The 15183-nt window shown below is 39.3% G+C and carries 11 protein-coding genes; 1 reads left to right on the top strand and 10 read right to left on the bottom strand.

What is annotated here, in order from left to right; all coding sequences use genetic code 11:
- Window positions 1-234 precede the first annotated feature (234 nt).
- The 9 genes from RG565_RS04970 to RG565_RS04930 form a co-directional block, all read right to left on the bottom strand.
- A complete protein-coding gene (locus RG565_RS04970) occupies window positions 235-2100 on the bottom strand; it encodes an ABC-F family ATP-binding cassette domain-containing protein (RefSeq protein ID WP_247937122.1) in 1866 nt (621 codons plus the stop codon).
- Window positions 2097-3296 carry a CCA tRNA nucleotidyltransferase gene (locus RG565_RS04965; protein WP_247937121.1) on the bottom strand — a complete coding sequence of 400 codons (1200 nt, stop codon included), beginning with the start codon at window positions 3294-3296 and terminating at the stop codon, window positions 2097-2099. The genes RG565_RS04970 and RG565_RS04965 overlap by 4 nt, the downstream gene beginning before the upstream one ends.
- On the bottom strand, window positions 3293-4060 hold the full coding sequence (gene dapB / locus RG565_RS04960) for a 4-hydroxy-tetrahydrodipicolinate reductase (protein ID WP_247937120.1): 768 nt from the start codon (window positions 4058-4060) through the stop codon (window positions 3293-3295). The genes RG565_RS04965 and dapB overlap by 4 nt, the downstream gene beginning before the upstream one ends.
- Window positions 4061-4070: 10 nt before the next feature.
- Window positions 4071-4919, bottom strand: coding sequence for a DegV family protein (locus RG565_RS04955; protein WP_247937119.1), 849 nt, complete (start codon window positions 4917-4919; stop codon window positions 4071-4073).
- Between the two features lie 3 nt (window positions 4920-4922).
- On the bottom strand, window positions 4923-5297 hold the full coding sequence (locus RG565_RS04950) for a DUF1149 family protein (protein WP_144208069.1): 375 nt from the start codon (window positions 5295-5297) through the stop codon (window positions 4923-4925).
- 160 nt (window positions 5298-5457) lie between these two features.
- Window positions 5458-7407, bottom strand: coding sequence for a fructose-specific PTS transporter subunit EIIC (locus tag RG565_RS04945; protein ID WP_247937118.1), 1950 nt, complete (start codon window positions 7405-7407; stop codon window positions 5458-5460).
- The gene (gene pfkB / locus RG565_RS04940) at window positions 7404-8315 is read right to left on the bottom strand and encodes a 1-phosphofructokinase (protein ID WP_247937117.1); all 912 of its coding nucleotides are present in this window, start codon (window positions 8313-8315) and stop codon (window positions 7404-7406) included. Before pfkB ends, RG565_RS04945 begins: the two co-directional genes overlap by 4 nt.
- Window positions 8312-9055: a DeoR/GlpR family DNA-binding transcription regulator gene (locus RG565_RS04935; protein ID WP_070671076.1), complete on the bottom strand. Its 744-nt coding sequence runs from the start codon at window positions 9053-9055 to the stop codon at window positions 8312-8314. Before RG565_RS04935 ends, pfkB begins: the two co-directional genes overlap by 4 nt.
- A 160-nt stretch (window positions 9056-9215) precedes the next feature.
- Window positions 9216-11759: a M1 family metallopeptidase gene (locus RG565_RS04930; protein WP_247937116.1), complete on the bottom strand. Its 2544-nt coding sequence runs from the start codon at window positions 11757-11759 to the stop codon at window positions 9216-9218.
- Between the two features lie 126 nt (window positions 11760-11885).
- Between RG565_RS04930 and RG565_RS04925 the strand changes: the two genes are divergently transcribed.
- A complete protein-coding gene (locus RG565_RS04925; protein ID WP_247937115.1) occupies window positions 11886-12854 on the top strand; it encodes an NAD(P)/FAD-dependent oxidoreductase in 969 nt (322 codons plus the stop codon).
- A gap of 181 nt (window positions 12855-13035) precedes the next feature.
- On the opposite strand, the gene RG565_RS04920 is transcribed toward RG565_RS04925, so the two are convergent.
- Window positions 13036-14727, bottom strand: coding sequence for a phospho-sugar mutase (locus RG565_RS04920; RefSeq protein ID WP_247937114.1), 1692 nt, complete (start codon window positions 14725-14727; stop codon window positions 13036-13038).
- Window positions 14728-15183 lie beyond the last annotated feature (456 nt).

Here is a 15183-nt window from a genome sequence, read left to right as displayed (position 1 = left end):
TTATCTGGTTTTCCAGACCTTAATTTTCAATCCTTTTGCAAGTGAATTCACCTAGATTCCATCTAAAGAGCTCTCAGTCTCTGGCTCTTCTCCCTGTCAAACTTCCCCCAAGCTACTAGTCTTGCGGATTCTTATTTAATTAATTGGTATTATACCAAATTTTATAGGACTTGTAAATAGACCTTGTTTAAAAATGCAATCGTACTCAACATACATTACAGGCAGCAGTCAATTCTATACTAGCTCGCTCAAGTATTCGTAGCGCTCATATTTCTCCAAAAGTAAATCGTTTTTGCCATCTAGTTCTTTTTGAAGTTTAGCGAGTCGACCGAAGTCCGAAGCATATTCCTGCATTTCCCGCTCAATAGCTACAATTTCCTCCTCAAGCTTCTCTATATCTCCCTCAATAGACTCCCACTCCTGTTTTTCAAAGTAGCTTAAGCGCTTCTTTTCCTCTCGCACTTTAGCTACTTTTTCCTTTTCAGGTTGTTGGGAAATGGCAGATCTCTCTAGCTCAAACGCCTTTTCATCCAGATAATCAGTATAATTGCCGAAATATTCTCTGATAATTCCCTCTTCAAAGGCTAAAATCTTATCTGCTACTTTATCAAGAAAATACCGATCATGGCTGACTATAATGACTGGTCCAGCAAAACCTTGCAGAAAATTCTCCAATACCGTCAGAGTTGTAATGTCTAAATCATTGGTTGGCTCATCCAACAGCAAAACATTCGGCTTTTCCAACAATAACTTGAGAAGGTAAAGCCGTTTTTTCTCTCCTCCAGACAATTTTTCAATCAAAGTTCCATGAGTGGAGCGAGGAAAGAGAAATTGTTCTAGCAGTTCAGCAATAGATGTCGTCCCCACAGATGTCTTAACTTCTTCTGCGACTTCCTGCAAGAAATTAATAACGCGTTTGGATTCGTCCAACCCTTCAATTTGCTGTGAGAAATAAGCCACACGAACCGTCTCACCAATGATCAATTGACCAGATTGAGGTGCTAATTTCCCAGCAATTAGATTGAGCAAGGTAGATTTTCCAACACCATTATCCCCCACAATCCCAATCCGATCTTTATTTTGAACTAACAAATTGAAATGAGAAAGAATCTTCTTATCACCATAAGCAAAGTCCACATCTTTAAATTCAATCACTTTCTTCCCAATCCGACTGGTCTCGAAATTCATTTCTAAGTCTGTCTGAATCGCTTGATCAGATAAATCTTTTTTCAAATCTTGAAAACGATTGATTCGAGCTTGCTGCTTGGTTGCTCTGGCCTGTGGCTGACGGCGCATCCAGGATAATTCCTGCTTATAAAGTTGCTGCTTTTTATGGAGAAGGGCAGCATCTCGCTCGTCTTGTTCTGCCTTCAAACGAACATAATCTTGATAATTTCCTTGATATTCAAGCAAATCTCCGCTGTCCAATTCAAAAATCCGCGTCGAAACATGATCTAGAAAATAGCGGTCATGGGTAATGAAAAGAACCGTTTTTTTGGAATTCTTCAAAAAATTCGTCAGCCATTCGATACTATCAATATCCAAATGATTTGTCGGCTCATCAAGGAGCAATAAGTCATCGTCTCCTAACAAGACTTGCGCCAATTGCACGCGCCGTCGTAAACCACCCGACAGGTCGCCTACCTTAGCAGATAAGTCGTTCAAACCTAGCTTCGACAAAACAGTCTTAACTTGACTTTCAATTTCCCAAGCTTGAAGAGCATCCATTTCAGCCATAATTTTCTCTAAACGAGATTGATTGCTTTCATCATAGTTAGACAGCAATAGCTCATACTCACGAATGAGCTGCATTTCTCGCAGATTGCTAGATAAAACCGTATCTAGTACCGTTTTGTCGTCATCAAAGTGCGGTTCTTGGGTTAAGTAACCAATCTTATAGCCCGATTTAGCAGAAAAAGGATTGACATCCCCGTCAAATCCAGATTTTCCAGACAGGACATTCAAAAGAGTCGTTTTTCCAGTTCCATTGACCCCAATCAAGCCAACCCGATCCAAATCATGAATAATAAAGGAAATATTTTTAAAAACAGTCTTATCTCCCACCGTTTTAGTCAACTTTTCAACAATAAAGTCACTCATCTTCTCTCCTCTACAAAAGCTAAAATAGCCTCCAGACGGTTATCCAAGACACCATTCACAATAGCCGTCTCAATCTCAGTCAAGAGCTGTCCTAAAGCAGGCCCCGGCTTAAAACCAAACTCTTTGATTAACAGGCCACCATTGACGACAATTTCATGTTTATCATGAATCGTTAGTGAATCATAAGTAGAATGAATTTTTTCAAAATCAACCGCTAATCCCTGTGCTTGACGAATTTCTTCTGCTTGTATCATCAGGTCCAGTTCAAAACGATAGCATTCTTCCTTATCCAGAAAATGCCTTTGGCGGATAGTATAAATCGTGACAATTTGCTCTACGCGCTTTTGAAATTCATTTGAAGTTTTCCAATGTTTGAGGAATTTTTTAACATTATTTACTTGAAGAGCCATTAAAAGAGTAGCCCAGGCTTGCTCTGAACTCGTAAATTGAAAATCTACTTTAATATCAAACATTGTTTTCAATTGTGATTGGCTGCTGCGCATGTCAGGTAAATAGTCCGTTGCACCACTGGCAAGCAGACTTTTCAATCCTTTACGCCAATAAGACGCTGTCAGTAGTTTGTCAAATTCAATGAAAGTCCGCTCCACAGAAATTTTTTCTAATAGCGGCGAACACAGTTTCATAGCCTGAAATGTGTCTGTGTCCAAGTCAAAACCTAAAGCTGCCTGAAAACGAAATCCTCGCATAATGCGCAGAGCGTCTTCGTTGAAACGTTCCGAAGGTGTTCCTACAGCACGTAAAATCTGATTTTCTAAATCAGCTAACCCTGCAAATAAATCAATCACATTCCCTGCTTCATCCAAAGCCAAAGCATTGATCGTAAAATCGCGCCGTTTTAAATCTTCTTCGAGAGAACGAACAAATGTGACATGGCTAGGTCTGCGATAGTCTACATAGATATCCTCTGTCCGAAAAGTCGTCACTTCGTATTCATGATTGTCTTCTAAGACTAAAACTGTCCCATGCTCAATTCCGACATCAATCGTTCGCTCAAAAATACGTTTGGTTTCTTCTGGATAACTGGAACTTGCAATATCCACATCATGAATCGGTCGATTCAATAAAGCATCGCGGACCGAACCACCGACAAAATACGCCTCAAAACCGGCATTCTTAATCTTCTTTAATACTGGTAAAGCCTCCTGAAATTCAGAAGGCAGATTTTCTAATCTCATAATAAATATTCCAATCCGTAGACAAGCTCTTTTTTCTTGACCACTTCCTTAATACCTAAATTCACCCCCGTCATGAAAGACTTACGATCGTACGAATCATGACGAAGTGTCAGTCCTTCACCTTGTCCGCCAAAGATGACTTCTTGATGAGCCACCAATCCTGGTAAACGAACCGAATGAATACGCATGCCGTCCATTTCTGCACCACGCGCTCCTTGTAATAACTCTTTTTCATCCATTGCACCCTGATGCTTCTTGTGGCGAACCTTGCTAATCAATTCAGCTGTTTTAATCGCTGTGCCGCTCGGCGCATCCTTTTTCTGATCATGATGTAATTCAATGATTTCCACATCTGGAAAATATTTAGCTGCTTGCGCTGCAAATTGCATCAAGAGAACCGCTCCCACAGCAAAATTAGGAGCAATCAAGCCTCCCAGCTCTTTTTGCCGAGAAAGCTCAACTAACTCTTTGATTTCATCCGATGTAAATCCAGTCGTTCCGACCACAGGCGCAAAGCCATGCTCTAATGCAAAACGAGTATTTTCATACGCTACTTTAGGAGTTGTAAAATCAACCCATACATCCGCTTCTACGCCACTCAAATCTTCTTTCTGATTAAAAACGGGAACACCAGCTACTTCTCTTTCTGGAGTGAACGGATCAAGCAGTCCAACGGGCTCTAAAGCAGGATCTTCTGTCACCATGTTATAAGCAGCTTGTCCCATTTTTCCTTTGAAACCAGCAATTATGACCTTTATACTCATGGAATTCTCCTTAAACAATCGGAATATAAGCTAAGGCAATACTTCCAGCACCCAAGTGAGTTCCAATCACACTACCAAATGTCGCAATTGGAATCTCTCCGGAAATACCATCTTCTAACAACAATTGATGTAAATGTTCTGCTTTTTCCAAAGCATTTCCATGAATAATCACCACTTGGTAATTTCCCTGTGCAGTCTGCTCTTTAACAATCTCAATTAGGCGTTTCGTAGCTTTTTTCTCGGTACGAATCTTTTCATAAACCTCAATGACACCCTCGGCATTAAAGTAAAGAATTGGTTTGATACTGAGCAAGTTTCCCAGAATTGCAGCGCCGTTCGACAAACGACCGCCCTTTACCAAATGATTTAAGTCATCTACCATGATAAAAGCGCCAATTCCTTTGATTTGAACGTCAAGATTGCTCAGAATTTGCTCAAACGCTAACCCTTGCTCAGCCCAATTCAAAATATGCTCCACCATCATTCCAAGCGGCGCACTTGTGATTTTTGAATCTGGAAAACCAATTTCTAAACTTGGAAATTCATCTTTCAAATACTGAATATTTTGATAAAAGCCAGAAATGCCACTTGATAAAAACAATCCAATGACATGAGTATAACCTTGCCCTTCTACTAAAGACAGGGTGTTCACTAAGCTAGCGATACTCGGTTGGCTAGTTTTTGGCAATTCACTAGAGGCTGCCATTTTTTGATAAAATTCGCTAGCAGAAAGATTCTTTCCTTCGATGTACTCAACCCCGTCAATACTAACGGGAATATCTAAGACAAATAAATGCTCATTTTCGATGACTTTGCTATCCAAATATGCTGACGAATCAGTAATTACGGCTAATTTCATGCATTAAAACTCCAAATTGATACCTGGTAAATCCAAGGCGATTTCTGTTACTTCATAGGTCAAACGATTTAAGACGGACAAACTTGGACGAGCAAGTTGTTCTACTTCGTCCTGCTCAAATTCACTTGGCTCATTGACAATTCGTCCCATGATATGGTTGACTTGTGAGATTGTTCCACTAATTACAAAAGCATCAAAGACAATCATAAAGCTCACAATTACAACGATAGAAGTCACTTGTCCTTCTTGATCTTGATTTAATAATTGAAAATTGACATCCACTTTCGTTTCTGGCGTTCCGTTTTCTTTTTCCCACTCTAAATTACGTGCGTCATAGTGATATTGACTGACAAATTCTTTTTCGCGTTGTAATTCCATTTCATTTCTCCTCAAAATATGCGTTATTAAAATTATAACATATTTTCCAGCGCCTGACTATTTTAATCAGTATGAAAATCATCTCCTTTCATTCTTTCTTTTAGATTAAAAAAGGAGCTAGAGAATTATTCTCCAACTCCTAGAACGATGAAACTCATCATTATTTATTCAATGGTTTGCGAAGCGCTCCGAATAACACACCACTTACAATTGCGCCAATCAAGATGAAGATGATATAGAGAAGGGCATTTGAAGTAAGTGCAATAACGAAGATACCTCCGTGCGGTGCCATGAGTTTAATACCAGCCATGCCGACAAGTGCCCCTGCTAAAGCTGAACCAACCATAAAGCTTGGAATGGCACGGGCAGGGTCAGCAGCACCAAATGGAATAGCACCTTCCGTGATGAATGAGAGACCCATAACAATGTTTGTTAAACCTGAATTGCGTTCTTCTTCGGTGAATTTATCTTTGAATAGAAGGGTTGCGACAAAGACTGCAAGAGGTGGAACCATACCACCAGCCATAACTGCTGCCATTACAACTGAACCACCTGTTGAAACAGTTGCAGCAAGAGTTCCTGTACCAAAGATATAAGCCGCTTTGTTGAAAGGACCGCCCATATCAATAGCCATCATACCACCTACAACGAGTCCAAGGAGGACAGCTGAACTACCAGATAAGCCTTCTAGGAAACTATTCAAGCCAGTATTGATAGCGGCCATTGGAATATTTACCAACAGCATCAAGAAACCAGTTAGCAATGTACCTAAAAGTGGATAAAGTAGAATGGACTTGATACCCTCAAGTGATTTTGGAAGACCACTCAAGGTTTTTTTAAGGAAGTTTACAACGTAACCTGCAAGGAAACCACCCACTAGAGCTCCAAGGAAACCAGAAGGTACACCGGCAAGTGCAAGAGTTGCTTTCCCACCTTCAGCAAATGGAATTTTACCAAAAGCAAGACCTGCTGAAGCCATACTACCTGCTACAAAACCTGGTGCTAAACCTGGCTTTTCAGCGATAGAATAAGCGATATAACCAGCCAGTACAGGAAGCATAAAGCCAAAGGCCAAACCACCAATATTCTTAAACATTGCTGCCAACTCATGATAAGTACCGAGATTTGCTAATTGATCTTTTGGCACTCCCATTGCTTGGTCAATCAAGAATGCCACCGCAATCATGATACCACCGCCAATAACGAATGGAAGCATTTGGCTAACACCACTCATCAAGTGTTTGTAGAATCCACCTGCTGCATTTGTTGAAGAGGAGGCAGCTTTTTTATTGGCTGCATGATACACTTCTGCTTTTCCTGATAGTGCTAAGTTAATCAACTCTTCTGTCTTACGAATACCGTCAGCAACTGGGCGGTTAATCAATGGTTTACCGTCAAATCGATCCATTTCCACAGCTTTATCAGCCGCAATAATAACCGCTTTTGCTTTTTGAATATCTTCTGCGGTCAGTTTGTTTCCGATACCACTAGCACCGTTGGTTTCAACCTTGATACCAACTCCCATTTCAGCAGCTACCTTTTGAAGAGCTTCTTGCGCCATATAAGTATGTGCAATTCCCGTTGTACATGCTGTTACCGCAACAAGGAAATCACCATCTTTGGTTGCCGGTGCTACCGTTGTAGGTTCTGCTGCTTTTTCAGATGCTTGGTCAAATAATGCAATCACTTCATCTGGTGAAGTTACTTGACGAAGTTTGTCTGCAAATCCATCTTTCATCAGGTACTGTGACAATTCTGCAAGTGCAGCCAAGTGAGTGTCATTCGCTCCTTCTGGTGCAGCAATCATGAAGAATAAATCTGTCGGTTGCCCGTCTAAACTTTCATAATCCACACCTTTGTTTGACTTAGCAAAGAGCACTGTTGCTTCTTTGACTGCGGCATTTTTACTGTGTGGCATGGCAATCCCGTCGCCCAAGCCTGTTGACGTTAAAGCTTCACGAGCCAAGATTCCTTCTTTGAATGTTTCAAAATCCGTTACATAACCGTGGTCAACTAAACTGTGAACCATTTCATCAATAGCAGCTGTTTTTTCAGTTGCTTGTAAATCAAGCAACATCACATCTTTTCTCAGTAAATCCTGAATTTTCATATTTTTTCTACCTCTACTTTTTCATATGTTTCGTTAATGAAATCAGCTGTCGCTAAGTCATCAGAGAAAGTCGTTGCCGTTCCGCAAGCTACTCCCCATTTGAAGGCTTCAACAGCATTTCCTGAACGGACAAATTCGCCAGTAAAGCCTGCAACCATTGAGTCACCAGCTCCGACAGAATTTTTTACGATTCCCTTGATTGGTTTTGCAAAATAAGCTCCGTCCTTTGTTACCAAAAGCGCACCGTCGCCTGCCATAGAAATAATGACATGTTGGGCTCCCTTGGCTAGAATTTCACGAGCATATTTCTCAATCTCATCCAGCTTTTCCAGCTTCACTCCGAAAATATCACCAAGTTCATGGTTATTCGGCTTAACCAATAATGGCTGAAATTCCAGTGAATCAATAAGTGTTTGTCCTTCGAAATCGCAAACGACCTGTGCGCCAGTTTGTCTCGTCAGGCTAATTAACTCTTTGTAGACGACATTTCCTAAATTTTTATTGCTTGACCCTGCAAAGACAACTGTATCTTTCTCTGACAGCCCTGAAAGAATATCTTTTAATGCTGCCAATTGCTCTGGTGAGACGGTCGGACCCGTTCCATTGATTTCTGTCTCAGCATCTGCTTTAATCTTGACGTTGATACGCGTATCCTCTGACACTTGGACAAATTTTGTCGCAATCGCTTCATTTTCCAAGGTATCAGTAATAAATTTTCCAGTAAAGCCACCAATAAAGCCAGTCGCTGTATTGTCAATTCCCAAACGTTTGAGCACACGACTGACGTTGATGCCTTTGCCACCGGCAAATTTATCATCGCTCTCCATACGATTCACGCTTCCAACATTGACCTTATCCAAACGGACAATATAGTCAATAGAAGGATTAAGCGTAACAGTATAAATCATACTTCAATAACCTCCGTTTTTTCTTTTATCTTTTCCAATTGCTCACTGGCACAAGCACTGGTAATAATACTTGCACGTTTGATAGGTGCGACTTTCACGAAAGAGGTCTGACCGATTTTTGAGGCGTCAGCTAAGATATAAGTCTGTTTGGCGTTTTCAAGAATCGCTCGCTTGACTGCTCCTTCTTCCATATCAGGCGTTGTATAGAAATTTTCATCAATCCCATTCATACCAATAAAAGCTTTATTGAAATTCAACTGACCAATTTGGTTCAAAGCAACACCACCGATACTAGCATCTGTTGAGCTTTTGACAACTCCTCCGATAATAACCGTTGGAATGTTTTTCTCAACTAACTTTGTAGCATGGTGAATGGAGTTGGTTACAACCGTCATATGTTTGCTTGAAAGCTCATTGATTAACAATTCATTTGTCGTTCCAGCATCAATAAAAATAACATCCTGTTCTTGTATCAATTCCGCCGCTTTTTGAGCAATTCGCAATTTATCTTGAACGTTTTTGATAGATTTTTCTTGATTGCTTTCTTCCTCTTGAAGGAAATGAATGCTTTCTGCTCCACCGTGAATCCGGCGCAGCTTTCTTTCATCTTCCAATTCATCTAAATCCCTACGCACTGTTGATTCAGACGTATTTAACAAACGAACTAAGCTATCCAGAGAAACAACTTGATGACGATTGATTTCTTCTAAAATCACCTGTTTGCGCTCTGATTTTAAGATAGACCTCACCCCTTCCTGCAATCGTTTACAGACTTATTATACACCATTCTATTTCAAAGTCAAGCATTTTCTTTCAAAAACTATCACTTTTTTAATAAAACAGCAAAATGCAATAAGAAAAGGCTGAAATTTTCGTTCAACCTTTCTTTTCATTTAGTTGTTATACAGTAGCTTGGATCGCTGCTTCAACAGCTGCTTTTTCTTTGTCAATCAAATCAATACGAGCGGAAATTTCTTTGATTCCCATGCTGATGTTACGGCTGATAGCCAAGTCAGACAATTGTGGTTCAAAGAAGGCTTTGTATTCTGCCAAGCGTTCACGCGTTTTAAAGATATTTGCTGGATAAATGACAAATTTGTCAAAGCTCATATCTCCGCCAAGAGCCGCCTTGATCCAATCCCAGTTTTCACGCGCCCAAGTCCAAATCGTTCCCTGAGTAAAATCATGTTGTAAGAAAGTCAGATACCAACTCATGGCCAAGTCTTGTGGCTTCACAACATCTTTATTTTTCCATTCTTTTAAAAGACGTGTCAATGTTGCTTCACTCTTCGTATAAGACAGAGCCGAAGCCAATTGACGTTGGAAGTTACCATCAACCGTTGCAATGTAGGTTGCTAGATAGTTATCAGTCAATTCTGCTGTCTCATGGTGTTTGATTTGGTTAATCAAAATTTGCAAACGAGTGGCTGCTGGAAGTTTTTCCAAGTTTTCTTGATATGCTTCAAAAATTTGGCTAGCTTTTTGGCTAGCTTTTTCATCATCAGCCGCAATCATATTCGCTACAACAATTTGACGAACCAATTCATCTTCGTCTGTTTCACCGTCTTTCGCTTCAAATCCAAGTCGGTCAAAGTTAGCTTGATTCAGCTTAACGAGTAATTTCTTGAAAGCAACCTCTGTTTCTGTTCCTTCATCCACAAAAGTCCGCAAGCTATTTAGTACAGCCTTTACAGCAGATACTACAAGATAAGACTTTTCATTGGTCAATTTTTCGATAACTGGGATTAAGTCTGCAAATGAAACAGAACCAGCTTCAGCCAACAGACGACGTTCTTGCACCACTTGTAGCTTACTTGTATTATCCAAGTTCGTAATAGTTGCCAAAATATTATCCAACAATTCACCTTGATAATCAGTGATGTAATGCGCAGTATTTTCTGTATTGAAGCGAAGCGCTCCTTCATTTTGTGCTGCTAGAGCTGCATAATTCGGAATTTCAAGCGTTTCGGTTTCTAAAGTATCTGGAATACCTGTCCAATTGCTATTTAACGGTACAACCCATAGACGGTCTTTTTCTTCTTTTTCTCCAATAAAGAATTGTTTTTGAGAAATTTTGAGAGTGTCATCTTCCACAACCGCTGTCAAAACAGGATAACCGGGTTGTTCTAACCACGAATCCATGAAGGCTGCCACATCACGCCCTGAAGCTGCACCGAGAGCATTCCACAAGTCGCGACCAATCGTATTACTGTATTGGTGTTTTGCAAAATAAGCATTCAAGCCTTTTGCAAAATCTTCATCTCCTAGCCAACGACGAAGCATGTGCATAAGACGACTTCCTTTAGCATAAACAATCGCTGGGTCAAATAACGTATTGATTTCGTCTGGATGTTTTACTTCCACATGGACAGATTGAACACCGTCAGTCGCATCCCGTTTTAGAGCCAGAGGGACACCACCTGTTTGGAAATCCTCAAAAATGTTCCATGTTGGCTCAATGGCATTCACACAGACATATTCCATCATATTGGCAAAACTTTCATTGAGCCAAAGGTCATCCCACCACTTCATTGTAACCAAGTTACCAAACCATTGGTGAGCCAATTCGTGAGCAATCACAAGAGCTACTTGCTGACGGCTTGTAACAGTTGAGTTTTCATCTACTAAAAGATAAACTTCACGATAAGTGACCAAGCCCCAATTTTCCATAGCTCCTGCAGAAAAGTCTGGCAAAGCTACATGCAGAGATTGAGGAATCGGATATTTTACCCCGTAGTATTCTTCATAAAAATCAATAGAGCGAACTGCAATATCTAAGGCAAATTCCAAATTTGAAGCAGGGTGAGCTTTGGTAGAGTACACGCCGACCAAGGTACCATTCTTCGTTTTTGCTGTAACGCCCTGCAAATCACCAGCCGCGAACGCCAAAAGATAAGACGACATGCGAGGAGTTGTTGCAAACTTCCAGATGCCAGTTGCTTTTCGATTTTCTACATCAACTTCTGGCATATTTGAAAGTGCGATTTCTCCTGCTTCTTGGTCAAATTTCAAAGAAAGATCAAACGTAGCTTTTGCTTCTGGCTCATCTACACTTGGAAAGGCTTCACGTGCAAAATGACTTTCAAATTGAGTAGAAAGAACTTCTTTTTTGACTCCATTGACAGTATAGTAAGACGGATAAATCCCTGTCATATTGTCTGTAATTTTACCCGTATAAGTCAGCGTTACTTCAACAACTCCTGCTTGACCAAGCTCAACGTAAACTGCTTCATTTTCATTATCTACAGAGAAAGGACGAGCTTCGCCAGCTACCTCAACGGATTGGATTGTCAAATCCTTTTGATGAAGAGAGATTTTTTCTCCCTTTGCTTCCCCGCTAATGCTAACCTTACCTGTGAATGTTTTTTGCTCCCGATTCAAATCTAAAAAAATATCATAATGTTCTGGAACAAATGTTTCAATAAAATGTGCAACTGCTTGCATGTATGTCTCCTTAATAATATAATCTGTAACTATTGTAACATAATTCACGTGTCCTAACACAATTTCTCTATCGTTTTCCTCATTTTGTGATAAAATAGAAATACGTTACTATTTTAAGGAGAAATCATGTCTGAAATTTTTGATATTACGATTGTTGGTGGGGGACCTGTGGGTCTTTTTGCTGCTTTTTATGCTCATATGCGTCAAGCAAAAGTAAATTTGATTGATTCGCTGCCTCAGCTCGGTGGACAGCCAGCCATTCTCTATCCTGAAAAGAAAATTCTGGATGTTCCTGGTTTTATCAATCTAACAGGTGAAGAATTGATTGAGCGTTTGATTGATCAAGTAAAAACATTTGAAACAAGCATACATCTCAATGAGACTGTATTAGATATCGAAAAAAATGATGAATTATTTACCTTAACAACTAGCAAAGGGGAACACATCTCAAAAGCCATTTTTATTGCTATGGGAGGTGGTGCTTTTAAACCACGTCCGCTGGAGCTAGAAAATGTAGACCAATTTGAAAACATTCACTATCACGTGTCAAATATCAATCAATACGCTGGGCAAAATATTGTCGTTCTAGGCGGTGGTGACTCTGCTGTTGATTGGGCATTGGCTTTTGATAAGATTGCACCGACCAGCATCATTCACCGCAGGGATAATTTCCGTGCTTTAGAACACAGTGTCAATGAGCTAAAAGCTTCTACTGTCACGATTAAAACACCATTTGTCCCAAGTCAACTTATAGGCGATGGAAACAAACTCACTCATCTTGAGATTACTAAAGTGAAAAGCAATGAAACAGAGCTCTTGCCGCTTGATCAGCTTTTTGTCAATTATGGCTTCAAATCATCTGTTGGAAACTTAAAAAAATGGGGACTAGAACTCAATCGCCACAAGATTATCGTCAATAGCAAACAAGAAACTTCTGTCGCAGGTATCTATGCTGCTGGAGATTGCTGTAGTTACGACGGAAAGATTGATTTGATAGCCACAGGACTAGGCGAAGCTCCTACAGCTATCAACAATGCTATGAACTATATCTATCCCGACCAAAAAATACAGCCAAAACATTCGACCAGTCTTTAAAAGGCAAAAAGAAGCTGGGACAAAAGTCCGACCTCAAATATAAAAAGCGAACAAAGCTAGTTTTCTGGTAATCAGAATTCTGCTTTGTTCGCTTTTCGCATTTAATTATAGATTTGAAGGGCTTAATAATTAAGATTTTTAAAAATTGAAATCTTTTTGTCCCAAACTCTTTTATATGTGCTTATTTCACGCTATCCATTTTTTCTCGGCAAGCCTTTTCGATGAGATCGAGTTTTTCAACACTTTCCTTTTCGTCTTTACCAATTGAATAGATGTATAGTTTGATTTTAGGTTCTGTACCTGACGGTCTGAGTGCATACCATGAACCATCTTTAAAGTAATATTTCAAGCAGTTTTGTTTTGGAAAATCAAGATAGCCATCTTTAAAGTCAATCACTTTTTCAAGTTCCATTGCTCCAACTGTTGTCAACGGATGTTCTCTAAATTCTTCCATCATGCGACCAATTCGCTCTTGACCTTCTACACCTTCTAGCTCAAGCGAAACCTGTCTTTCATTATAAAATCCAAATTCTGCATAGATATCATTTAAAACATCTAACAAAGTCTTACCTTGTTTTTTAAAGTAAGCAGCCATTTCTACAATCATCATAGAAGCACTGACAGCATCTTTGTCTCTGACAAAAGTTCCATAGCAGAAGCCAATACTTTCTTCATAACCGAACACATAAGTTTTTTCTTTGGTGCGTTCATATTCATTGGCTTTTCCACAGATATTTTTAAATCCAGTTAAAGTCTCAACTGTTTCAATGCCATATTTCTTTGCAATTGCTCTAGATAAATCACCTGTAACGATAGATTTCACCATGACAGGATTTTCAGGTAAATTGTTGAGGGCATAACGTTGAGAGAAGATGTAATAAGCAAGCAAAGCACCGATCTTATTTCCATTTAAAAAGATATAATCGCCATTCGCATCTCTTACTTCCAGAGCAACACGGTCACAATCTGGATCATTGGCAATCAAAATGTCACAATTATTTTCTTTTCCAAGCTTTTCAGAGTAAGCAAATGCTTTTGGAAATTCTGGATTTGGATAACCAACTGTTGTAAAATCTGGATCAGGAAATTCTTGTTCTTTTACGACGAAAATATTTTCAAATCCTCTTCTCTTCAGAATTTCTCTGACAGGAATATTTCCTGTACCATTCAAAGGCGTATAGCCAACTTTGATAGATTTATCAACATCTTCATTGATCGTTAAATTGAGAACTTCTTGGTAGTAATCTTCTTCAACAGATGCATCAATATAATTTGCAAGACCGCTTTCCAAGGCTTCTTCAAAAGGAATGGACTTGATGTCTTCAAAATTCACAATTTCATCCATATGACCTGCAATTTGTCCTGCAATGTCATCTAAAATCTGTGAACCTTCTTCCCAATACGCTTTATAGCCATTGTATTCTTGTGGATTATGACTAGCCGTTACCATGACTCCTGCTTTACAGTGCAATTTTCTAATTGCATACGAGCACATTGGTGTAGGATGAATGCCATTGTAAATATAGGTTTTAATTCCATGAGCCGCCATGATAGAGCAAGTCAATTCAGCAAATTCTTTTGATTTATATCTGACATCATAACTGATTGCAACACCTCTTTTAATCGCTTCTTCACCATGGTCTTTCAAGGTTTCAGCTAATGCTTGGGCTGCTTTTCCTACCATGTATTTATTCATGCGGTTGGTACCAGCACCCAATTTCCCACGAAGACCAGCTGTCCCAAACTCAAGACCCTTGTAGAATCGATCTTCGATTTCAGCTTCATCATCCTGAATAGACAGCAAATCAGCTTTTGTTTCTTCATCGAAGAAATCATTGTTTAGCCATTGTTCATAAACTTCTTTGTAGTTCATATAACGACTCCTTTTAATATATTATTTCTCAATAATTCCATTCTATACTACCTTTTCGTTTTTATCAATCCTTTTTCCGATTTTTCTTTAAAACGCTTGCAGTTCTTTGTTTAAAACAGTTATTTATATGTAAACTTCGCAGATTTTATCTCTCAGTGGGTGATTGTTGATTAGGTAGATTTTAATCAATAAATTGAATATCATTCTCATCTAATACAAGAATATCCTGATAAGCAACATCTAGCTTAGATAATAGATCAACAGACTTAACGTAATGCGCATGTAAAAACAAGACTGCAGGATGAACTTTCTCGAATTCATAGTCTGGTTCCTGCTAAAGCTTGATATCATAGTAGCAATATTACAGGAGACATATTAGAAACTACTTAACTTGTACTAATTTGTCTTGATAATTTTCTTCAATAGCTTTTGCAATAAAATCTTTTTTTATTTTTG

Origin of the sequence: Streptococcus sp. IsoGale021, from assembly GCF_031142795.1 — a bacterium.
Lineage (GTDB): Bacteria > Bacillota > Bacilli > Lactobacillales > Streptococcaceae > Streptococcus > Streptococcus hominis.
This window is presented reverse-complemented; position numbering and strand designations above follow the sequence as displayed.

What these genes read in the sequence shown, in the direction of transcription:
- RG565_RS04970 (WP_247937122.1), bottom strand. Translation starts at nt 2,100, where the DNA reads ATGAGTGACTTTATTGTTGAAAAGTTGACTAAAACGGTGGGAGATAAG.
- RG565_RS04965 (WP_247937121.1), bottom strand. Translation starts at nt 3,296, where the DNA reads ATGAGATTAGAAAATCTGCCTTCTGAATTTCAGGAGGCTTTACCAGTA.
- dapB (WP_247937120.1), bottom strand. Translation starts at nt 4,060, where the DNA reads ATGAGTATAAAGGTCATAATTGCTGGTTTCAAAGGAAAAATGGGACAA.
- RG565_RS04955 (WP_247937119.1), bottom strand. Translation starts at nt 4,919, where the DNA reads ATGAAATTAGCCGTAATTACTGATTCGTCAGCATATTTGGATAGCAAA.
- RG565_RS04950 (WP_144208069.1), bottom strand. Translation starts at nt 5,297, where the DNA reads ATGGAATTACAACGCGAAAAAGAATTTGTCAGTCAATATCACTATGAC.
- RG565_RS04945 (WP_247937118.1), bottom strand. Translation starts at nt 7,407, where the DNA reads ATGAAAATTCAGGATTTACTGAGAAAAGATGTGATGTTGCTTGATTTA.
- pfkB (WP_247937117.1), bottom strand. Translation starts at nt 8,315, where the DNA reads ATGATTTATACTGTTACGCTTAATCCTTCTATTGACTATATTGTCCGT.
- RG565_RS04930 (WP_247937116.1), bottom strand. Translation starts at nt 11,759, where the DNA reads ATGCAAGCAGTTGCACATTTTATTGAAACATTTGTTCCAGAACATTAT.
- RG565_RS04925 (WP_247937115.1), top strand. Translation starts at nt 11,886, where the DNA reads ATGTCTGAAATTTTTGATATTACGATTGTTGGTGGGGGACCTGTGGGT.
- RG565_RS04920 (WP_247937114.1), bottom strand. Translation starts at nt 14,727, where the DNA reads ATGAACTACAAAGAAGTTTATGAACAATGGCTAAACAATGATTTCTTC.